The sequence below is a fragment of the Streptomyces auratus genome, assembly GCF_050433025.1.
Lineage (GTDB): Bacteria > Actinomycetota > Actinomycetes > Streptomycetales > Streptomycetaceae > Streptomyces > Streptomyces sioyaensis.
In genome coordinates this window covers 3,205,588-3,230,526 of sequence record NZ_JBNGCB010000003.1, presented here as the reverse complement: position 1 = coordinate 3,230,526, position 24,939 = coordinate 3,205,588, and the positions used below count along the sequence as shown (strand labels likewise).

The window sequence follows — 24,939 nt, the reverse complement described above, 5'->3', positions numbered from 1 at the left end:
ATTCGTGCTGGTCACGGCGGCAAGCACGCTGGCCACCACCGTCTTCACCCTCCGTGAGGCGCGGGCGACCGTCCTGCAGGACGCTCAGGAAACCGTGGCCAAGCAGTTCCGGGAGCAGGTGGACTCCGCCGCGTCCGAACTCCCCTTCCCACCGGATCAGCATGGGCTCGACCAGTTCGCCGCGCACGTCGCGGCCGGCAGCGCACACGACTGGCGCGTCCTGGCACGGTACGACGGCCTCACGGCCAGCGCGCCCACCGACCCATCGTCTCTGATCAGCAACGAGCTCAAGGACGCCACGGCCGCTGCGCACGGCGGCTACCAGCGAGTTGTCCATGATGGCGAACCGCTGCTCACGGTCGGCCTCAGCGTGAATTACGCCGGTACATCCGCCACCCCCTCGGGGCTCCGGGCCTACCTGGTCACCTCCCTCAATACGCAACAGCAGACCCTCGACGCCCTGTGGTTGTCCGCGCAGCGCGGCGTCGTGCCGGGAGTACTGCTGGCGCTGCTTCTCGCACTGCTCCTCTCCAGGGGCGTCCTGCGTCCCGTTCGCGACCTCAATGAGGCCGCCCAGCAACTTGGTGCGGGGCGACTGAACGTCCGCCTCGCCGTGTCCGGCGCCCACGAACTCGCGGATCTCTCCCGCACGTTCAACAGCACGGCGGCTGCCCTGGAGACCACCGTCAGCGAACTGCGACGGATGGAGGAGAACGCCCGCCGCTTCGCCGCCGACGTCTCCCACGAGCTGCGCAACCCGCTGGCGGCGATGTCGGTCGTCACCGACGTCCTCGTCGATGACATGCCCGACCTCCTGCCGGACAGCGCCACCGCGGTACGCCTGATCATCGATCAGACCACCAATCTGGCCCGACTGGTGGAAGACCTCATGGAGATCTCCCGGTTCGACGCCGGTACCGCCAACCTCCAGCTGGAGGACGTCGACGTCACCGAACTCGTCCTCAAGGCGCTCAGCCGGCGCAGCTGGCTGGACCGCGTAACCGCAGACCTCCAGGACGGGGTGCGAGCCCGTCTCGACGCCCGCAGAGTCGACGTGGTGATCGCCAACCTCGTCGGCAACGCCCTACGTCACGGCGCGTCTCCAATCCGCATCCGCACCGAGGCCACGACCGACCGCGTGCTGTTCGAGGTGAGCGATCACGGTCCAGGGCTGCCTCCTGAGGTCCTGCCGCATGTCTTCGAACGCTTCTACAAGGCCGACTCCGCCCGCGCACCCTCCGAAGGAAGCGGCCTGGGGCTGTCGATCAGTGCCGAGAACATACGCCTGCACGGTGGAGCGATCACGGCGGAAAACGGTGTGGACGCGGGAGCATCCTTCCGGTTCACCCTGCCTCTGCGCCCGTCGGCCGAGAGCGAGGAGACACTATGACACCCCGCTGCTTCCTCCTCCTGCTGCCGGTTGTCGCCATCGCCGCCTCGGGATGTGCCATCCGCCCCAGCGGAGTCATGCCGCTGGACAGACCGGCGACCGGGATCAAGACCACCGCCAGCCTGTATTTCCTGGGCCCGGCCGGGCCCACCCCTGTGGTACGGCAGGTCGCAGGCCCGACGACCGCCGAAGCCGCGGTCAACACCCTGTTCGCCGGCCCCACCCCCAGTGAGCAGGCCCGCGGACTCAGCACCGAGGTGCCGATCTCGCCCGGACTCGTGCACGCCACGGCCGGCACCGGCAAGGTGGACGTGTTACTGCCCGTGGACGTGAGCGCGCTCTCGCCGCACGCCGTCAGCCAGATAGTCTGCACTGCCGTCAGCGCTCAGCGGTCCACCGACCCCACCCCCGTCAACATCGGGATCACCATCCGTGGTGGCAGCGAGTTCCTCGGCCCCCTCTATTGCGCCGGATCCCGGCCGCACGCCACCTCCAGCCTGCCAGGGTCAAGCTCACCCGGAGGCTGATCACCTCCGGCTACGGCCAAGATGGCGCGCCTGACGGGCAGATGTCGCCCTTGCAGGCGGGCGGATGGTTCAGGTCTTGCCTGCACCGGTGGCGGAGGGGGCTGCGGCGACCGCGTCGTCGACGACTGCCTGCGGGACGGTTTGCGGGGGGCGGCCCTGTTTGATGTGGTCGACGACGGGGGCGATGGCGTCGTACATACGCCGAGCCAGCGGCTCGTCGTCGTTGTCACCGTCGAAGTCGAAGCCGCCGTGGGCGTCGTGGTCAAGCTTGCGCAGGTACTCCACCAGCTGCGGGCCGGTGAGCGTGACCTGGATCAGGCCGCGTTTTCCTCGGTCGCCGCCGAGCTTGACCGGATTGACCTTGTCGAACTTGTCTGAGCGCACCGTGTCACGGCCGCTGTCGCGCGGGTGCGGTCCCACATGTCCTTGGTGCAGGTGACCTTGAACTCAGCCAGGCCAGCGGCTTTGTCCAGCCGCTTTTGGTGCTCAGACGGGGAATCGGTGGCGCAGCCCGAGGACCGCCAGCGCTACGGCGACCAGGGCCGCGCGGCGAGGGCTCATGGAATTCAGCACGACCGCATCCTGGGCGACCACACCAACGGGGCGGCGGTGTTTCGTCGTTCTCGGCCGGATCTGACCACCGATGGCCGGTGACGTATCGCTCGATGGTGTCAGCGAGCACCCCCGGACGCCCTGTGACGCTGAAGCGTGCGCCTTGCGGCGGCTTCGCGGCGGGCGCGACGTACTGCAGCGCCCTTGGCCATGTACAGCGATCCTCCGAGGGGATCCGGGCCACGATGTCCGCCGACGACCGCGATGGGCGGTTCATGGCGGCGCATCATCCGCTCGTGTGCAGGGCGTCGACGACCGCCATGCGGCGCACCCGGCGGGCGGACAGGACCGAGGCCGCGGCCTTGGCCCGCTGCCAGCGGTTGGTCGACAGGAGGTTGTCCAGGACGGCATGACCGATCGCACCCACCAGGGTGACCTCACCGGGGAGGATCCCGGTGGCGGTGGTGACCTGGTCGCGGGCCGTCTCATGGGCAACGGTGAAGCTGATCCGGTCCGGTTCCAGACACGGTCGGCTGGCGGCAGCGTCTGCGGTGACCTGCACGAGTGCCTCGTAGACGGCCAGCACGGCGTACACCTCCTGGTCGACCCCTCCGGGCGGCGCGAGCGCAGGATGCGGCCGTCCAGCATCGTGGCCTTGATCGAGAAGTACGCGGTCTCGGCCTGCCTTCTCTCGTGGTACAGCGCGACCAGTTCGCCGGCGGCGTAGCGGGTGTGGTCGGTGAGGCTGGTGACCAAGCGCCACTGCTCGCGGCGGACGGTGCCGTCCTGGTAGTTCACGGTGATCCATACTTCGACGATTCGCACCGTCAGCGTGCCCATGCCGAAGGTCGACGGGTAGGAGCCGTCCGGCAACCGCTTGGTGATCAGAGGGATGCGCCGGGCCCCGGACCGGCACAGGAAAACCGCCCCGGTGGAGCGGAGCTGATGCAGCAGGGCCAGCCGTCGAAGCCGGTGTCCAACAGTACGAGCATCCCGCGGGTCAGCCGGTCGAGCATCCGCTCGGCATACGTGGTCTCCCCTGCGCTCTCCGGACCGAAAGCGGTGGCGCTGCGACACTGCCGGCCCTCCACCCGGCTGCGCAGATTCCGAGTCCGCTGCAGAACATTTGACGTGCTCATTGATCTTCCACAGCTGCGACAGTGCATTGCGTCATCCGGTCACGTCATTCGACGCGGCGTTTATGCCAAGGCTCGGCCATGTCGCCCGGGCACCCAAGCAGTACGGCACTCCCCCGCCCTTCCCCCCTCCGCAACGACGCATTCCGGCACACGCGCTGCCTGGCGTACGCCTGCGGTCTCACGGCCTCTTGCACGCCCAGGACACCGCGACCGCGCAAGAATTGAGGTCCAAGAATGCACAACCAGAACAATGCGACGGAGCGCACTCCCTGGCCTCGGGTACATCTGCGCCCGTGAAGGCCACGGCCCTCGTCTGCCTCGTAACGTCCCCGCCCTCTGCTGCACTTCGGCCACCGCACCCGCATCGTCACCGCTGCCCTCCCTACGCCGTCGAGAACGGCGAGCCGGAACACAGCAAGACCGCGTCGAACACCACGCACCAGGCTCATCCCGAACGCAGCAAACCTCGCCGGAACCAACCGACGGGGTTCCTCACCTCTCACCTGCTATCACACGCGTCTCACCAACAGCATCGACGCACCTGGACCACAAGGACCTGACCTGAGAGAACGCTCCTGATCTAGACCACCTGGACGGCAAAAGACGCTTCCGACAACCTGCGCCAGGTGGGACCGTCAGCTCGGAGCGGGCGGCTGCAGCCAATCCAACAGAGCCGCAGCCCCAAGGTCTGCATCAGCCAAGATTCGGACCATTCCCGGGCCATCGGTCCCGGCAAAGTCCCCACCGCTGCCATATTCGCAGGTCAGCGAGCTGCTTGCGCTGTACCACCAGCAGACGAAGAACCTGCTGGGCTCTCCACACATGTGGCCGAGCACGACCGCTTGGCACCACGAAATTCCCGGCAACCTGCCACACCTGCGTTGCCAGCAGACCATCTGACCAGCGCCGCATAAGCGACTGACGACCCATCAGGACTAGCGTCAAATGAGCGCCACGAGCGTCATTTCAGCGTCAAGATATCGCCCGTAACGCCCACATCACACGGCCCGTTCGGCGGGATCCGCAGGGCGGCGCCCTTGGATACCCGCGGCCGGCCCATCTCGTCGATCGAGCACTCGACGACCCGCCCGGTCATCCGAAGGGTCTCCACCTTGTGCCGCAGTTCGAGGAACAGCTTGTGAGATATCCGCCCTCAGCGAACAGGAAAACAGCCTCTGACCTGGGACTTGTAGCTGATCACCAGGATGTGCTCCCATTCTCACGGGATGTACGTCCTGTACATTTTTCACAAAGAGAGAGGAGCAGACATGCTGCCGCCGACGGCCCGCCATGTCCTTCCGGAGTTCACCGAGCGCACCTCCCAGGGCACGCGCACCATGGACCCTTACTCCAAGCTGCTCAGCGAGCGCATCATCTTCCTGGGCACCCCGGTCGACGACGCCTCCGCCAACGACGTGATGGCACAGCTCATCCACCTCGAACACGCCGCGCCCGAGCAGGACATCTCGCTCTACATCAACTCCCCCGGCGGCTCGTTCACCGCGATGACCGCCATTTACGACACGATGAACTTCGTGTCGTGCGACGTGCAGACCGTCTGCCTGGGACAGGCCGCCTCCGCCGCCGCGGTGCTGCTGGCCGCCGGCACCCCCGGAAAGCGGCTGGCGCTGCCCGGCGCCCGGGTACTGATCCATCAGCCGTCCCTCCATGAGCCGATCCAGGGCCAGGCCACCGATCTGCAGATCCAGGCGGAGGAACTGCTGCGCACCCGCGAGATGTTGGAGGAGATGCTCGCGCGGCACACCGGACAACCCCGCGAGCGGATCGCCGCCGACATCGAGCGCGACAAGATCTTCGACGCCCACGCCGCCCAGGAGTACGGCCTGATCGACGGCCTCACCCGGCACCGCAAGCAGTCGGCCCCTCCCCTCAGTGCGCGGTGATCCGGATGCTGCCCCCCGAACTCCCGCCGCTGCCCGCCCTCACACGTGCCGAGGGTGAGTTGATCGACCGCTATCTGGAGGTGCTCGATCTGCTGGGCCGTATCAACCCGGCCCGTGGCGGGGGCACCTACAGCGGACTGCGTGCCGCCCAGGCACTGGTCGGCAAGGCCGCCGGACTGCGGGACGCACTGACGCTGATGCACCACCGCGGCGAGAGCGAACTGCACCGCGACACGCTGGCCCGGGCGTTGCGCGTGCTGGACGGCGAACGGCGGGCCGGGCTCGTGGCCGTGCCGCCGCCCGCGGAGCGCTGACGCGACACGCGGTACGGCTGCCCATACGGCGTAGCGCGCACGCCCGTCGCGAACCACCCCCGAATTGCCGGTTCACCCGGATTTTCTCGGGTCCCGGATGTTTCGCTCCTGGTCCGGGGCGTGCGACAGCCGGGACCCTGACACCCGAGGGAACAAAACCCACCATTCAGGCCAAATGTGACCCATCTCACATACGGCATTTTCAGCTCGGACTTTGGGCGGCGGGTGCGTGAGGATCCCTTCGACGACAAGACCCCGCCACAGCGACGGGGCGGTCCGGACGGGCGCCTAATCCCGCCGCCGTCCGGATGTCCGGTCGACGCTTTTGGATCGGCGGGAGCGGAGGACCCGAGCAGGACGGGGTCCACGGCCTTCACGGGCCGGCGGACTCCTTGGGGTGAAGCCGTACGCACGGCCGGGCATCTTCGCCTGCCCGAACCCGACAGGTCTTCCTTCGCAGGCGGCTGACGAAGGGTTTGCGCATGACTGTGCGCATGCATACGCCGAATCTGCTGGCGCGCACCGGCACCGTCGCCGCTCTGACGCTGGTCACGCTCGGCGGGACGACCATCACCCCAGGAGCCACCGGGGGCGCCGAAGCCGCCTCCGTGTCCGCACACGCGCTGCGGGTCGCCGCCTCCAAGAGGGGCTCCCCCTACCAGTACGGCGCCCAAGGGCCGGACGCCTTCGACTGTTCCGGGCTGACGCTGTACTCGTTCCTGCGCGCCGGCCGGGCCCTGCCCCGAACCGCCGCCGCGCAGTACAGCCGGACCCGGCACGTCACGGCCGACTCCCGGCGGCGCGGCGACCTGGTCTTCTTCCATTCGGCCAACGGCATTTACCACGTGGGCATCTACGCCGGGGACGGCAGGATGTGGCATGCGCCCAAGGCCGGGAGCACGGTGCGGCTGGAACGGATCTGGAGCCCCGGGGTCTGGTACGGGCGGGTGCGCTGACCCGGCGCGCTCGTCGTACAACCCGTCAATTACCGGCGGTCGTAAGCGCTTTGCCCGGGTTGCCTGGCAACGGGGCCGACCGCTGACCGCCGGGGTGGGCGGGCGGTTTCCGCCTGCGCACCGACCGGTGACGGTGCTGCCGCGCCGACGGCGGTGCCGCTCATCGGGCAAGCGCCACTTCGAGCCCCCGGGTTCAGTCGGTCGGCGCCGTGGCCAGGATCGTGCCGACCGCCGTGTCGATCTGGTCGTCCGTCAGGTCCGCGCGGGCGGTCAGCCGCAGCCGGGAGATCCCGTCGGGTACGGACGGGGGCCGGAAGCAGCCGACGACGAGGCCGGCCGCGCGGCAGTCGGCGGCCCAGCCGACCGCCGCCTCCGGCGAGGGGGCGCGTACCGAGACCACCGCGGCGTCCGGCCGCACCGCGACCAGGCCCGCCGCGGTGAGCCGGTCGTGCAGCCTCCGTGCGACCTGCCCGGCCCGGGCGGCGCGCTGGGGTTCACGGCCCAGCAGCCGCAGCGCGGCGAGCGCACCGCCGGCCGCCGCCGGGGCGAGACCGGTGTCGAAGATGAACGACCGGGCGGTGTTGACCAGGTGCTCGATGACCCGGGCCGGGCCGAGCACCGCACCGCCCTGGGAGCCCAGCGACTTGGAGAGCGTCACGGTGGTCACCACATCGCCGTCGCCGGCGAGCCCGGCCGCCCACAGTGCGCCGCGGCCGCCCTCCCCGAGGACGCCCAGGCCGTGTGCGTCATCGACGAGCAGTGCGGCGCCCCGCGTCCGGCAGACCTCGGCGAGGGCGGGGAGCGGGGCGGCGTCGCCGTCGACCGAGAACACCGAGTCGGTCACGGCGAGCGCCCGGCCGTCATGACCGTTCAGCGCGGCGCGTACGGCCTCGGGATCGGCGTGCGGGACCACTTGGGTGCGGGCCCGGGAGAGCCGGCAGCCGTCGATGAGGGAGGCGTGGTTGCCCGCGTCGGAGACGACCAGGGTGCCGGCGGCGGTGAGCGCGGTGACCGCGGCCAGATTGGCGGTATATCCGGACGACAGCACCAAAGCGGCATCGAAGCCGCAGAAGGCGGCGAGTTCCGACTCCAGCCGGGCGTGCAGTTCGGTGCTGCCGGTCACCAGCCGGGAGCCGGTGGCGCCCGCGCCCCAGCGGTGTGCGGCCGCGGCCGCGCCACGGGTGACCTCGGGGTGCCGGGCGAGTCCGAGGTAGTCATTGCCGGCCAGGTCGAGCAGCGGGTGGTCGGCCGGGCGGGGACGCAGGGTGCGGACCAGTCCGGCGCGCCGGCGCTCGTCGTGGGCCTCATCCAGCCAGTCGAAGGCGGCGCCGTGGGCCGGCCGGCGGGGCTCGGCGGGAGCCGCCGGCGAGCCGTCGCGGAGCAGCGTGGGGGCGGAGTCCTGCGGCATCGGCGTCCTTCGTCGGTGGGCCTCGATTGTGGGCTGTCGCTAGACGTTAGCGGTCGTTCCGCAGGCCCACAGTGTGGCGATACACACACCTGCATCCTGGGTCGTTGTGGGAATCCTCCTTGGCCGGGGACGGTGCCGTACGCCAGGATCAACGCCATGGACCTGCTGAACACACTGGTGGACAAGGGACTGCGGCGCGAGTTGCCGACCCGCGAAGAGGCGCTGGCCGTACTGGCGACCTCCGATGACGAACTGCTCGATGTCGTGGCCGCGGCCGGAAAGGTGCGCCGCCAGTGGTTCGGGCGGCGGGTCAAACTCAACTATCTCGTCAACCTCAAGTCGGGCCTGTGCCCCGAGGACTGCTCGTACTGTTCCCAGCGGCTGGGGTCGAAGGCGGAGATCCTCAAGTACACCTGGCTCAAGCCGGACGACGCCTCCAAGGCGGCCGCGGCGGGGGTCGCCGGCGGGGCCAAGCGGGTCTGCCTGGTGGCCAGCGGCCGCGGTCCCACGGACAGGGACGTGGACCGCGTCTCGGAGACGATCTCCGCCATCAAGGAGCAGAACGAGGGGATCGAGGTGTGCGCCTGCCTCGGTCTGCTCTCCGAGGGCCAGGCCGACCGGCTGCACGCGGCGGGCGCCGATGCGTACAACCACAACCTCAACACCTCGGAAGCCACATACGGCGACATCTGCACCACGCACGACTTCTCGGACCGGGTCTCCACCGTCCAGCAGGCCCAGGCGGCCGGTATGTCCGCCTGTTCCGGGCTGATCGCCGGTATGGGGGAGAGCGACGCCGATCTCGTCGATGTGGTCTTCGCGCTGCGCGAGCTGGACCCCGACTCCGTCCCCGTGAACTTCCTGATCCCGTTCGAGGGCACCCCGCTCGGCAAGGAGTGGAACCTCACCCCGCAGCGCGCGCTGCGCATTCTGGCGATGGTGCGGTTCGTCTGCCCGGACATCGAAGTACGGCTGGCCGGCGGCCGCGAGGTGCATCTGCGCAGCATGCAGCCGCTGGCGCTGCACCTGGTCAACTCCATCTTCCTCGGCGACTATCTGACCAGCGAGGGCCAGGCCGGCAAGGACGATCTGGCGATGATCGCGGACGCCGGTTTCGAGGTCGAGGGCACGGACACCACGACGCTGCCCGAGCACCGCCGCCCGGGCTGCGGCGGGGCGGACACCGCGGAGTCCGGCTGCGCGGAGTCCGGCTGCGCGTCCGGCGACGGGGCGCCCGCCGCCACGATCCCCGCGCCGCCCGAGGAGACCCGCCGCGACTTGGTCTCGGTGCGCCGACGGGGCGCCGGTACGGAGCTGCCGCCCAATGCCTGAGCCGCTCTCCCCCCGCGAACTGCTGGCGCTCGACCGGCAGCACGTGTGGCATCCGTACGGGCCGATGCCCGGCCGGGCCGCACCGCTGCTGGTGGAGTCGGCGTCCGGGGTCCGGCTCCGGCTGGCCGAACCGGTCGAGGGCCAGGACGAGTTGGTGGACGGCATGTCGTCGTGGTGGTCGGCGGTGCACGGCTACAACCACCCGGTGCTCAACGACGCCGCGCACGGCCAGCTGGGGCGGATGAGCCATGTGATGTTCGGCGGGCTCACCCATGAGCCCGCGGTGCGGCTGGCGAAGCGGCTGGTCGACATCACCCCGGAGCCGCTGGAGCATGTCTTCCTCGCGGACTCCGGTTCGGTGTCGGTCGAGGTCGCGGTGAAGATGTGCCTGCAGTACTGGCGCTCGCTCGGCAAGCCGCGCAAACAGCGGCTGTTGACCTGGCGGGGCGGCTACCACGGCGACACCTGGCAGCCGATGTCGGTGTGCGATCCGGACGGCGGGATGCATGAGCTGTGGCAGGGGGTGCTGCCGCGGCAGATCTTCGCGGACGCGCCGCCGGCCGGCTTCGATGCCGCGCCGGACGAGGCGTATGCGGCGCAGCTGCGCGAGCTGATCGGCCGGCACGCCGAGGAACTGGCGGCGGTGATCGTGGAGCCGGTGGTCCAGGGCGCCGGCGGGATGTCGTTCCACTCCCCCGGGTATCTGCGGGTGCTGCGGGAGGCCTGCGATGCGCATGACGTGCTGCTCGTCTTCGATGAGATCGCGACCGGCTTCGGCCGTACGGGGGCGCTCTTCGCCGCCGAACACGCCGGGGTCGCACCGGATGTGATGTGTCTCGGCAAGGCGCTGACCGGCGGATATCTGACCCTGGCGGCGACGCTGTGCACGGCGGCCGTCGCGGACGGCATCTCCCGCGGTGCCCTGCCGGTGCTGGCGCACGGCCCGACCTTCATGGGCAATCCGCTCGCCGCGGCCGTCGCCGAGGCCTCGATCGACCTGCTGCTGTCCCAGGACTGGGCGCGGGAGGTCAAGCGGATCGAGGCCGGGCTGTGGGAGGGGCTGGCCCCGGCCCGGAGCCACGCCGGGGTCCGCGAGGTACGGGTCCTGGGCGCGATCGGTGTCGTGCAACTCGACCACGAGGTGGACATGGCCGCCGCGACCCGGGCGGCGGTCCGGGAGGGCGTGTGGCTGCGCCCGTTCCGGGATCTGATCTACACCATGCCGCCCTACATCACCGGCGACGACGATCTGGCGCGCATCTGCGCCGCGGTCTGCGCGGCGGCCCGCGAGGGCTGACCCGCGGTCGGCGGTGGCCGGCGGACCGGGGCGTCCAGCCGGCCACCGTCCGTCCACCGCCGGCACGCCACCGCCGTCGCGGCGCACCTCGACACTCTTCACCAGGAACCATTCGCGGTCCTCCCCTGGGGACGGTCCGCGCGGAGTCGGAGGCACACCATGTCAGTGCTGTTCGTGACGGGTACCGGCACGGAGATCGGCAAGACCGTGACCACCGCCGCGATCGCCGCGGCGGCGCTCGCCCGGGGTCGTTCGGTGGCCGTGCTCAAACCGGCCCAGACCGGTGTCACGGCACACGAGACGGGCGATGCGGCGGAGGTCGAGCGACTGGCCGGCCCGGTCACCACCCTGGAACTCGCCCGCTTTCCGGACCCGTTGGCGCCCGCGACGGCCGCACTGCGGGCCGGTCTGCCGCCGGTGCTCCCCCAGGACATCGCCGAGGCCGCCGCGAAGCTGGCGGCCTCGCACGACCTGGTGCTGGTCGAGGGCGCGGGCGGGCTGCTCGTCCGCTTCGACGCGGACGGCCATACCCTCGCCGACGCCGCGCGGCTGGCGAAGGCTCCGGTGCTGGTGGTCGCCCAGGCGGGCCTGGGCACCCTCAACGCCACCGCGCTGACCGCTTTGGCGCTGCGCTCGTACGGTCTCGACTCCCCCGGCGTCGTCATCGGCAGCTGGCCGGCCACACCCGACCTGGCGGCCCGCTGCAATCTGACGGACCTCCCGGACGCCGCCGGCGCCCCGCTCCTCGGCCTGATCCCGGAGCACTCCGGCGCCCTCGCCCCGGACGCCTTCCGCGCCGCGGCTCCCGGCTGGCTGGCCCCGGCGCTCGGCGGATCGGACGCGTTCCGGATCCCCTCGTGACGGCCGCCCCGATCCCCTCGTGACAGCCGCGGAGCGGGAAGAACTGCCCGGCGGGGCACGGCGCCCTCGGCCCGTACGGATGTGCGCACCGCGGACCGGGTGACTCCCGGGGACTCCTTGTCCGCCCGTTTGGGGAGACTGACGGCAGGAGCGGGCATCGCCGGCGAAGGGGTCCGTCATGTGGCAGCGCAGGAGAGTTCCGCACGGCACCGTGCACCACCCGGTGTTCGCCCGCTTCTACGCGAGCTGCTGTGGTCCGGCCGCGGACGCGCGGGCGGGGGTGGCCACGCTCCGCAAGGAACTGCTGGCGGGCGCCACCGGCCGGGTCATCGAGGTCGGCGCCGGCACCGGGCTGAACTTTGCGCACTATCCGGCGACGGTCTCGGAGGTGGTGGCGATCGAGCCGGAGCCCACGCTGCGCGAGGTGGCCCGGTCGGCGGCGGCGCGTGCGGAGGTGCCGGTGGATCTGGTGCCGGGGGTGGCGGAGGCGCTGCCGGTCAAGAGCGAGGCGTTCGATACGGCGGTGGCGTCGCTGGTGCTGTGTTCGGTGCACGAGGTGCCACGGGCGCTGGCAGAGCTGCGGCGGGTGTTGCGTCCGGGCGGTGAGCTGCGGTTCTTCGAGCACGGACGGGCCGCGGGGCGAGGGCTGGCAGCAGTGCAGTGGTCGCTGGACCGGACGGTCTGGCCGCTGCTGATGGGCGGCTGCCACACCGGTCGGGACCCGCTCGGCGAGGTCCGGGCCGCCGGGTTCGAGGTGGTGCGGGTGCGTCGGCTGAAGGTGCCGGAGCGCGGGCCCACGCTGCCGACCTCGCCGGCGGTGCTGGGCCTGGCGAGGCGGCCCGCCGACTGAGCGGCCGCGTGGCCAGGGCGTCAGCGGCCAGGGCCGTCGGACGGTGCCGGTCAGACGGTCCAGGTGCGCAGCGCGTCCGCGATGGCGCAGACGTCGGCCGTACCGTCCTTGACGAGGCGGGCGAGGTCGCGGACCTGCTCCGGGGAGGTGGCGATCTTCAGGCCGCTGGCGACGAGATAGCCGTACGCGACAGCGGTCGCGAACATCGCATTCGAGCCCTCCAACGCCGGTACGCGGAGCAGGAGTTGGAGCAGCGCCGCGGCACGGTCCTGGGGGTCGGTGTAGACGGGCACACCGAATATCTCGGCTTCATGGCGGCTGACGGCGGCCACCAGGGCGCCCCAGTCGGTGACCTGAGGGTCTCCGGGGGTGTGCTGTTCGGCGATCAGTAGGAGCCAGGCGAGGTCGATACGCAGTGTCACGTCGTGCCCGGCAGTCCTTCGCGCGGGACGGGGGGCGTGGCGTCCGGCGCCTCGCGTGGTTCCCGGCCGAATTCCTCGGCGAAGACACGCTCGTACTGCTTCATGAAGTCGGAGGCTGCTTCCACGAAGGTCTGGCCGATCTCGCCGGCGTCCTTCAGGACGAGTTCCTCGATGTAGCGGTTCATGCTCACCCCCCGCTGCAGAGCGCGCTCCCGCGCCGCTTCGGCAGTGGCCTCGTCCACCCGGACGTTCAGCTGTGTCTTCGCCACCCCTCCAAGCTAGCGCGCAGGTGCTAGCAGCGGCAAGGAGGGGTGCGGCGGCGGGCCGGGGCGGAAATCGGGGGCCGGCCGCGGTGCAGCACACCGGTCCGCGGCGCCCCGCGCCAGGAAAACGCTTCGACGCCGCGCTCCCCCCAGTGATGGGATCCGACCATGAATCATCTTCAGGTCCGGGCCGGGACACCGGCCGATCTCGATGCCGTACTGGCCTTCTGGAAGGACGCCGCGGAGGGGACCAGCATCAGCGATGACAGCGACGGGGTGGCGCGGTTGGTGGCCCGCGACCCCGAGTCGCTCCTGCTGGCCGAACGGGACGGCGTCCTGGTGGGCACGGTGATCGCCGGCTTCGACGGCTGGCGCTGCCATCTCTACCGGCTGGCCGTGCACCCCGGGTGCCGTAGGCAGGGGATCGGCGGCACGCTGCTGGCGGCCGCCGAGGAGCGGTTCCGCGCGCTGGGCGGGCGGCGCGGTGACGCGATGGTGCTGGACCGCAACGAGTCGGCACACCACGCCTGGCACGCGGCGGGGTACGCCCCCGAGCCGCAGTGGAGCCGCTGGGTCAAGCACCTCGACGACTGAACGCACCCGCCGACGCACGAGGAGGGCCCGCACCCGGGGGCCCGCACCCGGGCGGGCTCCCCCCTCCCTCACGACTTTGCTGATCCTTTACCATGGAGGCTCACCGACCCCGGCGAAAGGTGTGTGAGCGTCCAGCCATGGGCGAACCTCCCAGTTGTCGAGCTACCTCCCGACATAGCGCGAACCTCCCGATCCTGCTCGATCATGGGACGGAGGTGACTCGATGACCGACCTGCTCTCTCTGGGCGTGGCGCTCCTCCTGACCCTGGCCTGCGGAGTCTTCGTCGCGGCGGAGTTCTCACTGACGACCGTCGAGCGCAGCGACCTCGAACGCGCCGTCGAGCGCGGCGAGCGGGGCGCGGACAGTGCCCTGAAGGCCGCCCGCAGCCTCACCTTCCAGCTCTCCGGGGCCCAGCTCGGTATCACCGTCACCGGCCTGGTCATCGGCATGCTGTCCAAACAGGCCATCGCCACCTTGCTGGCCGGACCGCTGGACGCGATGGGCCTGCCGCGCTCGGCGGCGGACTCGCTGGCCCTGGTCCTCGGCACGGCGATCTCCACGGTCGTCCTGATGGTCGTCGGCGAGCTGGTCCCGAAGAACTGGGCCATCTCCAGCCCACTGCCCATCGCGAAGCGGGTCGCCACCGCTCAGCGCGGCTTCAGCGCCCTGTTCCGGCCGCTGATCCGGCACCTCAACAACGCCGCGAACCGCACGGTCCGCAGGATGGGCCTGGAGCCCGCAGAGGAGCTGGCCTCGGCGCGCGGCCCGCAGGAGTTGGTGGCGCTGGCCCGGCACTCCGCCAAGGAGGGCGCGCTGGAGGCCGACACCGCCGAGCTGTTCGTCCGTACCCTCAATCTCGCCGAGCTGACCGCGGAGAACGTCATGACCCCGCGGGTGCAGGTGATGGCGCTGGACGTGCAGTCCACCGCGGAGGACGTGGCCAACGCGACCCGGGCGAGCGGGCTGTCCCGCTTCCCGGTCTACCGCGGCAGCCTGGACAGCGTCGTCGGGGTGGCGCACATCAAGGACGTGCTGACCATCGCGGCCGAACGCCGCCCCCGCCATCCGGTCTCCGAGCTGGTGCGCGAGCCGCTGCTCGTCCCCACGACACTGACCGTGGACCGGCTGCTCGACCGGCTCTCCGGCAAGCGCACGATGGCCGTGGTCATCGACGAGTACGGCGGCACGGCCGGCGTGGTGACGCTGGAGGACATCGTCGAGGAGGTCGTCGGCGAGGTCCGCGACGAGCACGATCCGATGGAGACGCCCGATCTGGCGCCGGCCGGTGCCGACGCCGAGGGCCGCCCGCTCTACCAGGCCGACGGCGCCGCCCGCACCGACCAGCTGGAGCGGATCGGCCTGTGGCTACCGGAGGGACCGTACGAGACCCTCGCCGGTCTGATCGCCAGTGAGCTGGGCCGGATACCCGTGGCCGGTGACCGCCTGGAGGTGGCCGGCTGGTCGATGGATGTGCTCGACGCCACCGGCCATCGCGCCGCACGGGTGCTGCTGCACGCCCCGCTGCCCGGCAGCACCGACGAGCGCGGGACGGAGGCCGGCCGATGACCGCGCTGCAGTTGTTCGTGGGCCTGCTGACGCTGGTCGTCAACGCCTTCTTCGTGGGCGCCGAGTTCGCGCTGATCTCGGTGCGCCGCAGCCAGATCCAGCCGTTCGCCGAGCGCGGGGACCGCCGGGCGGCCAGCGTGCTGTGGGGTCTGCAGCACGTCTCGGCCCTGATGGCGGCCGCCCAGCTGGGCATCACCCTGTGCACGCTGGTGCTGGGTGTGGTCGCCGAGCCGGCCATCGCCCACCTCCTGGAGCCGGTGTTCCACGCGGTCGGGCTCCCGTCCGCGCTGAACCAGCCGATCGCGTTCGTGATCGCGCTGTCGCTTGCCACCTATCTGCACATGCTCTTCGGCGAGATGGTGCCGAAGAACGTCGCCCTGGCCGAACCGGTGCGCAGTGCGCTGCTGCTGGGGCCGCCGCTGGTCGCGCTCACCCGGGCGCTGCGCCCGGCCATCTTTGCGATCAACGCGCTCGCCAACGGTCTGCTCGCGCTGTTGCGGGTGGAGACCAGGGACGAGGTGGCCGCGACGTTCTCGCACGCCCAGCTCGCGAAGATGGTCGAGGACTCCCGGGCCGCCGGCCTGCTCGACGAGCGGGCGCAGGAGCGGCTGCGGGACGCGTTGGAGCTGGGCCGCCGCCCGGTGCGGGACGTGGTGCTGCCGGCCGACAAGGTCGTCTCCGCGCGGATGGGGATCACCCCCGAGGAGCTGGAGCAACTGGCCGCCGATTCCGGCTTCTCCCGCTTCCCCGTCGTCGACGACACCCGCCGCATCCTCGGCTATCTGCACGTCAAGGACGCCCTGGACGCCACCCCCCGGCGGCTGCCCTTCCCGGTGTCGGCGCTGCGCCCGATCGCCCGCGTCAAGGCGGCGACGCCGCTGGACGACGTGCTGACGGCGATGCGCGGATCACGTACGCATCTGGCCGCGGTGATCGGCGACGAGGGGCGGCTGGCCGGGCTGGTGACGATGGAGGACGTGCTCCGGGAGCTGGTGCTGCAACGGCCCGCGGCCTGACGGGAGGGGGCGTCTCATACACCGCGGGCGCCGGACCACCCCCGGGGACCGGGCCATACCGCCCGGTATGGCGGGCGGTAGGATCACCGCACCATGGAGATGAATGCCCGTTACACCAGTTTCGTCGCGGTCGGCGACAGCTTCACCGAAGGCATGTCGGACGGCCTGCCGGACGGCTCGTACCGCGGCTGGGCCGATCTGCTCGCCGCCCGGCTGGCGGCCTCCTCACCCGGCTTCCGCTACGCCAATCTCGCGGTGCGCGGCAAGCTCATCGGGCAGATCGCCGACGAGCAGTGCGGGCCGGCCGCCGCCATGGGCGCCGACCTGGTGACGCTGGTGGGCGGACTCAATGACGTCCTGCGGCCGCGCTGCGAGGTGGCACAGGTCTGCGCGCGGTTCGAGGAGGCCGCGGCACTGCTGGCGAGGGGCGGCGGACAACTGGTGCTGATGCGCAGCCCGGGCCGACAGGGACCCGTACTGGAGCGCTTCCGGCCGCGCATGGAGCAGTTGTTCGCGCACCTCGACGAGGTGGCCGCGCGGCACGGCGCGGTGGTCGTGGACCTGTATGCCTCACGGGCGCTGTCCGATCCGCGGCTGTGGGCCGACGACCGGCTGCATCTGAACGCCGAGGGGCACCGCCGGGTGGCGGAGGCCGTGTGGCAGGCGATCGGGCTGCCGGCCGGGGCGGACTGGGACGCCCCCCTGCCGGCCGCCGCACCGCCGGGCTGGGGCGCCCGGCGCGCGGCGGATCTGCGGTTCGCGCGGGAGCATCTGGTGCCGTGGATAGGCCGGCGGGTCACCGGCCGGTCCTCGGGCGACGGCCGGCCGGCCAAGCGGCCCGAGCTGTTGCCGTACGAGGGCTGAATCGCCCCGGCCGGCACCCGCCCGTCGGCTTGGAGGAAAGCACAGCCGGGACCGGGGCGCCGACCTGCGTAAACCGCCAGTAGACTCTGACCACGTGACTGCTGTGTCTGCGAAGCCTCGCATCCCCAATGTCCTGGCCGGCCGCTACGCCTCCGCGGAGCTGGCCGTGCTGTGGTCCCCCGAGTACAAGGTCAAGCTGGAGCGGAAGCTGTGGCTCGCCGTGCTGCGTGCGCAGAAGGACCTGGGGGTGGAGGTCCCCGAGCAGGCGCTCGCCGACTACGAGCGCGTCCTGGAGACCGTCGACCTGGCCTCCATCGCCGAACGCGAAAAGGTCACCCGGCACGACGTCAAGGCGCGCATCGAGGAGTTCAACGCCCTCGCCGGCCATGAGCAGGTCCACAAGGGCATGACCTCCCGGGACCTGACCGAGAACGTCGAGCAGCTCCAGGTACGGCTGTCGCTGGAGCTGATGCGGGACCGTACGGTCGCCGTGCTGGCGCGCCTGGCCTCGCTGGCCGGGCAGCACGCCGAGCTGGTGATGGCCGGCCGCTCGCACAATGTCGCCGCCCAGTCCACGACGCTCGGCAAGCGCTTCGCGACCGCGGCGGACGAACTGCTGGTGGCGTACGGCCGGCTGACCGACCTGCTCTCCCGCTACCCGCTGCGCGGCATCAAGGGCCCGGTCGGCACCGCCCAGGACATGCTCGACCTGCTGGGCGGGGGCCCTGAAGGAGCGGCGAAGCTCGCCGACCTGGAGCAGCGGATCGCCGCACACCTCGGCTTCGGGCAGGCCTTCACCTCCGTCGGCCAGGTCTACCCGCGCTCGCTGGACTACGACGTGGTCACCGCGCTGGTGCAGCTGGCCGCCGCCCCCTCGTCGCTCGCCAAGACGATCCGGCTGATGGCCGGGCACGAGCTGGTGACCGAGGGCTTCAAGCCCGGCCAGGTCGGCTCCTCGGCGATGCCGCACAAGATGAACACCCGCTCCTGCGAGCGCGTCAACGGCCTGATGGTGATCCTGCGCGGCTATGCCTCGATGGCCGGTGAGCTCTCCGGCGACCAGTGGAACGAGGGCGATGTGTCCTGCTCCGTGGTGCGCCGGGTCGCGCTGCCGGACTCTTTCTTCGCGCTCGACGGTCTGCTGGAGACCTTCCTGACCGTGCTCGACGAGTTCGGGGCCTTCCCCGCCGTCGTCGCCCGCGAGCTGGACCGCTATCTGCCCTTCCTCGCCACGACGAAGGTGCTGATGGCGTCCGTGCGGGCCGGTGTGGGCCGCGAGGAGGCGCACGAGGCGATCAAGGAGAACGCGGTCGCGTCGGCGCTGGCCATGCGGGAGCAGGGCGTCGAGCGCAACGAGCTGCTCGACAAGCTGGCCGCGGACACTCGGATCCCGCTGGACAAGGCCCAGTTGGACGCCCTGATGGCGGACAAGCTCTCCTTCACCGGCGCCGCGGCCGACCAGGTGACGTCCGTCGTCGCCCGGATCGAGGAGATCGCCAAGCAGCACCCGGAGGCCGCCGCGTACACCCCCGGCTCCATCCTCTGACGCGACTGCCGTGCGCTTCACCCCCGAAGAGCTGGAAGCCGCTCGCGACCGCCTCGTCCCGGACGTGGCCGCGAGCGGCTTGCGCGTGCTCTTCTGCGGGATCAACCCCGGGCTGATGACGGCGGCCACCGGCCACCACTTCGCCCGCCCCGGCAACCGCTTCTGGCCCGCCCTGCACGCCGCCGGCTTCACCCCGCGCCGACTGCGGCCCGACGAGCAGGAGGAACTGCTCGCGCACGGCCTGGGCATCACCAATGTCGTGGCCCGGGCGACCGCCAGGGCGGACGAACTGAGCGCGGAGGAGTACCGCGAGGGCGGCCGGCTGCTGGCCGCGAAGGTGGCCCGGCTGCGGCCCCGCTGGCTCGCGGTCGCCGGGGTCACCGCCTATCGCCTCGCGTTCGACGACAAGCGGGCCGCGATCGGGCCGCAGCAGCGCACGCTGGGCGACACCCGCATCTGGGCGCTGCCCAACCCGAGCGGGCTGAACGCCCATTGGACGCCGACGGCGCTGGCGGAGGAGTTCGGACGGCTGCGCGCCGCGGCGTTCGCGGCGGACGACGACGGCTGAAACACCGGGCGCGGCGCCGGGCCGAGGGTTTTGGGGCGCCGGGTGCGCGGACAGCGATGCCCCCCGTGCCGGCGGCACCGCCCGCTCGGCCGCTGTTCCGCACCGCGTCATCCGATAGCCGTGTACATGCCGCGGTGACGGTTCTACGCTGTCGCCGCCCGCGCACCCCCTCCCCTCCCGTACGGAGGCTCCCGTGCCTGCTCCGTCCCCCTCGGCTGCCCCCAGTTGCCCCTCGTCCCCAGCCTCCGCCCCCTTCCCCCTTAACCCCCGCATCCGCCGCATCCGCCGCTCGCGCCGACACGGTGCCGGTGCGCTCGCCGGGGCGTTCGGCCTCGCCACCGCCGGCCTCGGCCTCGGCATCCGGGCAAGCTGACGTGTATCTCACCGAGCGGCCGTCGGCTGCCGCTGCCACCACTCCGCCGGATGACCAGCGGCCCGCTCCTGGCCGGCGCCGCCTGGCCGCCCTGCCCTCCACCGTGCTCGTCCTGGGCGCCGTGAGCCTGATCACCGATGTCTCCTCGGAGATGATCACGGCCGTTCTCCCGCTCTACCTGGTTGCCGAACTCGGGCTCTCCCCCTTGGGTTTCGGTGTGCTGGACGGGGTCTACAACGGGGTGAGCGCGCTGGTCCGGCTGGTGGGCGGCCGGTTGTCGGACCGGGGCGCGGGCGGTGGTCACAAGACCGTGGCCGCGGTGGGGTACGGGCTCTCCGCCCTCTGCAAGCCGTTGTTGCTGATGGTGCACTCGCTGCCGTGGATCGGTGCGGTGCTGGCGGTGGACCGCACCGGCAAGGGGCTGCGGACCGCGCCACGGGACGCGATGATCTCGCTGGCGGCCGAACCTGCCGCCCGCGGGCGGGCGTTCGGGGTGCACCGGGCGATGGACACAGCGGGTGCACTGTGTGGTCCGCTGGTGGCGTTCCTGCTGCTGAGGGCGGCCGCGGAGGGCTATGACGCGGTGTTCACGGTCAGCTTCTGCATCGCCGTACTGGGCGTGGTCGTGCTCCTGCTCTTCGTCCCGGGCCGCGCCCGGGACGCCGCTCGGCGGACCGCCGAACGGGCCCCGGCTCAGCCGCCGATGCCGGTGCGCGCGCTCCTGGGACGGCCGGAGGTACGCCGGCTGACGGGGTGTGCGGTGCTGCTGGGACTGACCACCATCAGCGACTCCTTCCTCTATCTGACGCTCCAACGGCGGCTGGATCTGCCGGCGGGGTGGTTTCCGCTGCTCCCGCTGGGCACGGCGGCGGCGTTCCTGCTGCTGGCCGTTCCCCTGGGGGCGATCGCCGACCGGCTCGGCCGCCGGAGGCTCTTCCTGGCCGGGCATCTGGCACTGCTGGGCGCCTACGGTCTGCTCGTCGCGCCGCTCACCGGCGGCCCGCTGCTGGTCTGTGCCGTGCTCGTGCTGCACGGTGCCTTCTACGCGGCTACCGACGGAGTGCTGGCGGCCGCGACCGCCGACACGGTGCCGGAGGAGGTCCGCGGCAGCGGTCTGGCCCTGGTGCAGACCGGCCAGACGGCCGCGCGCTTCGTCTGCTCGCTCGCCTTCGGCGCCGCCTGGACCGCCTGGGGCGACCGCACCGCCGTCCTGGCGGCGGCCCTCGGCCTCGCCCTCGCCGCGGCCTTCAGCGCCCGCCTGCTGCGTCGCGCCGCTCCGGCGTGAGCCGGCCCGGGGTGAGCCGACCCGGCGTGAGCCGACCCGGCGTGAGCCGACCCGGCGGGTGACGCGCCGGTCGGCACCCGTCGGACGCACCCCTGCACCCCTGCACCCCACCTACGCCACCCGCTCCTCCCCCACCGCCACCAGCAGCTGGAAGGGGAGTTCGCGCTCGCCCTGCCCCACTCCTACACCTATCCACCGGCCCGCCACCCGCCAGCCATGCACCCGCGGGACGTAACCGCAGAGCGTGTCCAGTGGCGGACGGACCGGGAGGCCCTGCGCGAGGCGCTCCAAATGCGGGGTGAGGTCCAGGACTTCGGGCGGGCCCCACCGTAAGGACAGCGCCTGCACCAGCGCCGTCAGATCGTCCTCGAACTCCTCCTCGGCCTCCGCCACCTCGGCGGGGTCCGCGTCCCAGAAATCCTGGCTGGCCCGTAGACCGGCTATGTGAAAGCCCGGGCCGCTCTCGACCGAGCCGGACCGGAGCGGCTCGGCCGGGAACGCCCGCAGCCGCAGTCGGTCGATGGCGGTCAGCTGCTCGTCCATGGTCATGCCGTCAGTAAACCTGCCGGGTCTGACAATTGACCCACCCGGTGCGGGCACGGGATGCGGGAGGCGCCGCGTGCGGGTCCGTGGCCCCTCTCCCCGGCCGCCGGCCGCGCCTCTCTCAGGGCTCGCCGCGCACCCTCTGACCGGCTACGATCCGCCACACGGCAAGCGAGGGAGATGGACGTGGGGCGGCTCACCGGCGGGGATCCGTCCCTGCTGCGACGGATCAACTCCACAGTGGTGCTGCATGCGCTGCGGGCCGCGGACTCCCCCACGCTCACCGATCTGGTCCAGGTCACGGGCCTGTCCCGGCCCACGGTCGAGGGCGTCGTCGAGGGACTCGTCGAAGCCGGTTTGGTGGCCGAGGCGGCCGCCGGGGAGGGTGCGCGCCGGCAGGGACGGCCCGCCCGGCGGTTCCGGTTCCGTACGGAGGCCGGTCATCTGCTGGGGATCGAGATCGGCCCGCACCGCATCGCGGCACTGCTGTCCGATCTGAGCGGGCGGGTGCTGGACGGCGCGCAACGGCCCGTGGCGGAGACCGCACCGGCCGAGGAGCGGCTGGAGCGGGTCCGTGCCGTAGTGGCCGAGCTGCTGCGCCGCTCGGGCGTGCCCCGCAGTGCGCTGCGCGCCGTCGGCGTGGCCGGCCCCGGCATCGTGGAGGCGGACGGCACCGTACGCCTGAGCACCGCCCTGCCGGGCTGGACGGGTCTGCGGCTCGGTGAGCGGCTGCGGAGGTCCTTCCGCTGCCCGGTGCTGGTCGAGAACGATGCGAACGCCGCCGCGGTGGCCGAGCACTGGCAGGGCGCGGCGACCGGCTCCGATGACATCGTTTTCGTGCTGGCGGGGCTCAGCCCGGGAGCCGGTTCGCTGATCGGCGGACGGCTGCACCGTGGCTTCGGCGGGGCCGCCGGAGAAATCGGCGCGCTGCATCTGCTCGGCCGCGAGGCAACACCGGAGAAGCTGCTGTCGACGACCGGAGAGCCGCTGCACCCCCTCGACGAGGCACAGGTCGCGGCGGTCTTCGCGGCGGCGCGGGAGGGCGCGCCGCGGGCCCGGGAAGCGGTGGACCGCTTCCTGGCGCGGCTGGTGCACGACGTCGCGGCCCTGGTGCTGGCGCTCGACCCGGAGCTGGTGGTGATCGGCGGCTGGGCAGCGGGGCTGGACGGCGTACTGGAGCCGCTGCGCGGGGAGTTGGCGCGCTACTGCCTGCGCCCGCCGCAGGTCGTCCTGTCACAGCTGGGCGAGACGGCCATCACCACCGGGGCGCTGCGGCTCGCGCTCGACCATGTGGAGGGCGAACTCTTCGCGGTGGAGGGAGCGGTGACGAGCCGCCGGCGATGATCCTGGCCGCCCAGCGGCTCAACCCGCCAACAGGCTGACCGGGTCGCTCTCCCCGAAGGTCAGCCGGCAGGTGTCCGCCCGGTAGGTGGCGACCGCAACGGCCGTCGTGCGCCCTGCGGAGACATAGCGGGTGGTGACCACCAGGACGGGCGCGCCCGGCAGCCGGTCCAGCTGCTTGGCGTCCTCCGCACGCGCCGAACCGAGTTCGACGGTGCGGTCGCGGCCCTCCAGCTCCAGGGTCTGCAGCTCGCGCAGGACCGTACGGGCACGGGCCTGGGCGCCCGGTGAGACGGCCGCCGTACAGCCGGGGACCACGGAGGCCGGGACGTACAGCAGCTCGGTGGCGACGGGCTGGCCGTGCGTGACCCGGCTGCGGCGCACGAGGTGCACCCGGTCGCCGGGGGCCGTCTCCAGCAGATTGGCCACCGCGGCGGGCACGTGGTCGGTCTCGACGGCATCGACCGGCTGCCAGTCGTCATCGGCGACGCCGGGCCAGGTGTGACGGGCGGGGCCGACGGGGACGCCGACCCGTGGCGGTGCGACCGTGGTGCCCACACCGCGGCGGCGCTGCAGTCTGCCTTCCAGCTCCAACTGTTCGAGGGCCTGCCGCAGGGTGGCCCGTGCGACACCGAACCGGGCCGCCAGATCCCGCTCGTTGGGCAGAATCTCGCCGACCGCGAACTCCGAGTCCAGCGCCTCGCTCAGCACGGTCTTGAGGTGCCAGTACTTCGGCTCCGGCACCGTTTCGAGTTGCCTGGTCCCCACCGTTGTCCTCCACACCGGCCGTCACCCCGTGGGGTAGTGCCCCCATGGCCCCCGGGCCCGCACACACGGCCGGCGAGGCCGGCCCGTCTGCGTGCCCGTTGATGAGCGCTTCTTTATGAAAGGTTGTTGCAGTATCCCGACGATATGACCGCCCCCACCCTTGGTCAAGACCAATCCCCCCGCACCGTCCGGTTCCTGCGCCCCCGATTCCGCGCGGTTCAGCGGGATTACGGCACACCTCCCCGAGCGGTGCGCTCTCCCGTTACTCGCCCCGACTGCCCCATACCGCTCAGTAGCCTCAGCTGGCATCGTGTCAGTGCACACCCCGCAACACCGCACGTACCGCACCCCCCGAGGAGTTCCCATGGCCGCCCCGGTCTCCTTCGCCCGCATCACGCCCGCGGACCGGCCGTCGTTCACGGTCGCGTACGAACGCAAGGGCGCGGGCGAACCGATCGTGCTGCTGCACGGCATCGGTCACCACCTCCAGGCCTGGCACCCGGTGTCGGACATCCTGGCCGCGTCCCACGAGGTCATCTCGCTCGATCTGCCGGGCTTCGGCGCCTCCCCCGCGCTGCCGGGTGACGCCACGTACGACCTGGACACGGTCCTCCCGCTGCTCACCGCGGCGTTCACGGAGCTCGGCGCCGACCGCCCGCACGTGGTCGGGAACTCGCTGGGCGGGCTGCTGGCACTGGAGTTGGGCCGCCGGCGGGCCGTCCGGTCGGTCACCGCGCTGTCGCCCGCGGGATTTTGGACCAGGGCCGAGCGGCGTTACGCCTTCGGTGTGCTGCGCGGCATGTATGCGGGCGCACAGGCGCTGCCGGAGCCGATGGTGGAGACGCTGGCCCGGTCCGCCCTCGGCCGTGCGTCGCTGACCGGCACCATCTACGCCCACCCGGGCCGCCGTTCGGCCGATGCCGTGGTGGCGGAGACCCGGGCGCTGCGCGACGCGGCCGGATTCGCCGCGACCCTGGCGGCCGGCCGGGGAGTGCGGTTCACCGACGACGTGCCGGACGTCCCGGTGACGATCGGCTGGGGCAGCCGGGACCGGCTGCTGCTCCCCCGCCAGGGCGTGCGCGCCAAGCACACGATTCCGGGCGCCCGGCTGGTACGGCTGCCGGGCTGCGGACATGTGCCGATGAACGACGATCCGGCGCTGGTGGCACGGGTCGTCCTCGACACCGTTCGGTAGGGGAGGGCGACGGCCGGTCGAAGGCGGAGGGGCGCCATGGTGAGACGCAGCGCCGCACGCGGGA

25 protein-coding genes, 1 pseudogene and 1 riboswitch are annotated in these 24,939 nt (G+C 71.8%); of the genes and pseudogenes, 18 read left to right on the top strand and 8 right to left on the bottom strand.

Annotated features, from left to right (window positions below; all coding sequences use genetic code 11):
• Positions 1–4: 4 nt before the first annotated feature.
• Together BKA18_RS33890 and BKA18_RS33885 are read left to right on the top strand one after the other, a co-directional pair.
• On the top strand, positions 5–1,390 hold the full coding sequence (locus BKA18_RS33890; protein ID WP_366047297.1) for a sensor histidine kinase: 1,386 nt from the start codon (positions 5–7) through the stop codon (positions 1,388–1,390).
• A complete protein-coding gene (locus BKA18_RS33885; protein ID WP_366047296.1) occupies positions 1,387–1,917 on the top strand; it encodes a hypothetical protein in 531 nt (176 codons plus the stop codon). The genes BKA18_RS33890 and BKA18_RS33885 overlap by 4 nt, the downstream gene beginning before the upstream one ends.
• A gap of 69 nt (positions 1,918–1,986) precedes the next feature.
• On the opposite strand, the gene BKA18_RS33880 is transcribed toward BKA18_RS33885, so the two are convergent.
• The 3 genes from BKA18_RS33880 to BKA18_RS33870 all read right to left on the bottom strand — a co-directional run bounded on the left by BKA18_RS33880 (position 1,987) and on the right by BKA18_RS33870 (position 3,608).
• A complete protein-coding gene (locus BKA18_RS33880; RefSeq protein ID WP_366047295.1) occupies positions 1,987–2,301 on the bottom strand; it encodes a hypothetical protein in 315 nt (104 codons plus the stop codon).
• Positions 2,302–2,755: 454 nt separating this feature from the next.
• Positions 2,756–3,064: a hypothetical protein gene (locus BKA18_RS33875; protein WP_366047294.1), complete on the bottom strand. Its 309-nt coding sequence runs from the start codon at positions 3,062–3,064 to the stop codon at positions 2,756–2,758.
• 289 nt (positions 3,065–3,353) lie between these two features.
• Entirely contained in the window at positions 3,354–3,608 is a 255-nt protein-coding gene (locus BKA18_RS33870) for a hypothetical protein (RefSeq protein WP_366047293.1), read from the bottom strand.
• Positions 3,609–4,876: 1,268 nt separating this feature from the next.
• Here BKA18_RS33870 and BKA18_RS33865 point away from each other — a divergent pair.
• The 3 genes from BKA18_RS33865 to BKA18_RS33855 all read left to right on the top strand — a co-directional run bounded on the left by BKA18_RS33865 (position 4,877) and on the right by BKA18_RS33855 (position 6,782).
• The gene (locus BKA18_RS33865; protein WP_366047292.1) at positions 4,877–5,512 is read left to right on the top strand and encodes an ATP-dependent Clp protease proteolytic subunit; all 636 of its coding nucleotides are present in this window, start codon (positions 4,877–4,879) and stop codon (positions 5,510–5,512) included.
• Between the two features lie 5 nt (positions 5,513–5,517).
• Positions 5,518–5,826, top strand: coding sequence for a hypothetical protein (locus BKA18_RS33860; RefSeq protein WP_040897762.1), 309 nt, complete (start codon positions 5,518–5,520; stop codon positions 5,824–5,826).
• 310 nt (positions 5,827–6,136) lie between these two features.
• A riboswitch (cyclic di-AMP (ydaO/yuaA leader) is annotated at positions 6,137–6,304 on the top strand.
• Positions 6,305–6,308: 4 nt separating this feature from the next.
• A complete protein-coding gene (locus BKA18_RS33855) occupies positions 6,309–6,782 on the top strand; it encodes a C40 family peptidase (protein WP_366047291.1) in 474 nt (157 codons plus the stop codon).
• 193 nt (positions 6,783–6,975) lie between these two features.
• On the opposite strand, the gene BKA18_RS33850 is transcribed toward BKA18_RS33855, so the two are convergent.
• A complete protein-coding gene (locus BKA18_RS33850) occupies positions 6,976–8,190 on the bottom strand; it encodes an 8-amino-7-oxononanoate synthase (RefSeq protein WP_366047290.1) in 1,215 nt (404 codons plus the stop codon).
• A 156-nt stretch (positions 8,191–8,346) separates the two neighbouring features.
• Here BKA18_RS33850 and bioB point away from each other — a divergent pair, with 156 nt between their 5' ends.
• The 4 genes and pseudogenes from bioB to BKA18_RS33830 all read left to right on the top strand — a co-directional run bounded on the left by bioB (position 8,347) and on the right by BKA18_RS33830 (position 12,530).
• On the top strand, positions 8,347–9,522 hold the full coding sequence (bioB, locus tag BKA18_RS33845; protein ID WP_366047289.1) for a biotin synthase BioB: 1,176 nt from the start codon (positions 8,347–8,349) through the stop codon (positions 9,520–9,522).
• Positions 9,515–10,819, top strand: coding sequence for an adenosylmethionine--8-amino-7-oxononanoate transaminase (locus BKA18_RS33840; protein WP_366047288.1), 1,305 nt, complete (start codon positions 9,515–9,517; stop codon positions 10,817–10,819). Before bioB ends, BKA18_RS33840 begins: the two co-directional genes overlap by 8 nt.
• Positions 10,820–10,969: 150 nt before the next feature.
• A pseudogene (gene bioD, locus BKA18_RS33835) lies at positions 10,970–11,680 on the top strand (dethiobiotin synthase); the annotation flags it as partial.
• Positions 11,681–11,858: 178 nt separating this feature from the next.
• A complete protein-coding gene (locus BKA18_RS33830; protein ID WP_366047287.1) occupies positions 11,859–12,530 on the top strand; it encodes a class I SAM-dependent methyltransferase in 672 nt (223 codons plus the stop codon).
• A 50-nt stretch (positions 12,531–12,580) separates the two neighbouring features.
• Here BKA18_RS33830 and BKA18_RS33825 read toward each other — a convergent pair whose 3' ends face one another.
• Both BKA18_RS33825 and BKA18_RS33820 read right to left on the bottom strand, forming a co-directional pair.
• Entirely contained in the window at positions 12,581–12,952 is a 372-nt protein-coding gene (locus BKA18_RS33825; RefSeq protein WP_006601620.1) for a hypothetical protein, read from the bottom strand.
• On the bottom strand, positions 12,949–13,221 hold the full coding sequence (locus tag BKA18_RS33820) for a toxin-antitoxin system HicB family antitoxin (RefSeq protein WP_006601621.1): 273 nt from the start codon (positions 13,219–13,221) through the stop codon (positions 12,949–12,951). The genes BKA18_RS33825 and BKA18_RS33820 overlap by 4 nt, the downstream gene beginning before the upstream one ends.
• Positions 13,222–13,383: 162 nt before the next feature.
• Between BKA18_RS33820 and BKA18_RS33815 the strand changes: the two genes are divergently transcribed.
• The 7 genes from BKA18_RS33815 (at position 13,384) to BKA18_RS33785 (ending at position 21,028) form a co-directional block, all read left to right on the top strand.
• Entirely contained in the window at positions 13,384–13,809 is a 426-nt protein-coding gene (locus BKA18_RS33815; protein WP_366047286.1) for a GNAT family N-acetyltransferase, read from the top strand.
• Positions 13,810–14,032: 223 nt separating this feature from the next.
• Positions 14,033–15,376, top strand: a complete 1,344-nt coding sequence (locus tag BKA18_RS33810) for a hemolysin family protein (RefSeq protein WP_366047285.1) — start codon at positions 14,033–14,035, stop codon at positions 15,374–15,376.
• A complete protein-coding gene (locus BKA18_RS33805; protein WP_093487592.1) occupies positions 15,373–16,392 on the top strand; it encodes a hemolysin family protein in 1,020 nt (339 codons plus the stop codon). The genes BKA18_RS33810 and BKA18_RS33805 overlap by 4 nt, the downstream gene beginning before the upstream one ends.
• 93 nt (positions 16,393–16,485) lie before the next feature.
• Positions 16,486–17,256: an SGNH/GDSL hydrolase family protein gene (locus tag BKA18_RS33800; protein ID WP_366047284.1), complete on the top strand. Its 771-nt coding sequence runs from the start codon at positions 16,486–16,488 to the stop codon at positions 17,254–17,256.
• Between the two features lie 103 nt (positions 17,257–17,359).
• On the top strand, positions 17,360–18,802 hold the full coding sequence (gene purB, locus BKA18_RS33795; RefSeq protein ID WP_366047319.1) for an adenylosuccinate lyase: 1,443 nt from the start codon (positions 17,360–17,362) through the stop codon (positions 18,800–18,802).
• Between the two features lie 10 nt (positions 18,803–18,812).
• Entirely contained in the window at positions 18,813–19,370 is a 558-nt protein-coding gene (gene mug, locus BKA18_RS33790) for a G/U mismatch-specific DNA glycosylase (protein WP_366047283.1), read from the top strand.
• 374 nt (positions 19,371–19,744) lie between these two features.
• Positions 19,745–21,028 (top strand): MFS transporter, encoded by a 1,284-nt coding sequence (locus BKA18_RS33785; RefSeq protein ID WP_366047282.1) that lies wholly within the window; start codon positions 19,745–19,747, stop codon positions 21,026–21,028.
• Positions 21,029–21,139: 111 nt separating this feature from the next.
• On the opposite strand, the gene BKA18_RS33780 is transcribed toward BKA18_RS33785, so the two are convergent.
• On the bottom strand, positions 21,140–21,577 hold the full coding sequence (locus BKA18_RS33780) for a hypothetical protein (RefSeq protein ID WP_366047281.1): 438 nt from the start codon (positions 21,575–21,577) through the stop codon (positions 21,140–21,142).
• 180 nt (positions 21,578–21,757) lie between these two features.
• On the opposite strand from BKA18_RS33780, the gene BKA18_RS33775 reads away from it, so the two are divergent.
• Entirely contained in the window at positions 21,758–22,915 is a 1,158-nt protein-coding gene (locus BKA18_RS33775) for an ROK family transcriptional regulator (RefSeq protein WP_366047280.1), read from the top strand.
• 18 nt (positions 22,916–22,933) lie between these two features.
• Here the strand turns inward: BKA18_RS33775 and BKA18_RS33770 are convergent, their stop codons facing one another.
• Entirely contained in the window at positions 22,934–23,680 is a 747-nt protein-coding gene (locus BKA18_RS33770; protein WP_366047279.1) for a GntR family transcriptional regulator, read from the bottom strand.
• Between the two features lie 364 nt (positions 23,681–24,044).
• On the opposite strand from BKA18_RS33770, the gene BKA18_RS33765 reads away from it, so the two are divergent.
• Positions 24,045–24,875 carry an alpha/beta fold hydrolase gene (locus BKA18_RS33765; protein ID WP_366047278.1) on the top strand — a complete coding sequence of 277 codons (831 nt, stop codon included), beginning with the start codon at positions 24,045–24,047 and terminating at the stop codon, positions 24,873–24,875.
• Positions 24,876–24,939 lie beyond the last annotated feature (64 nt).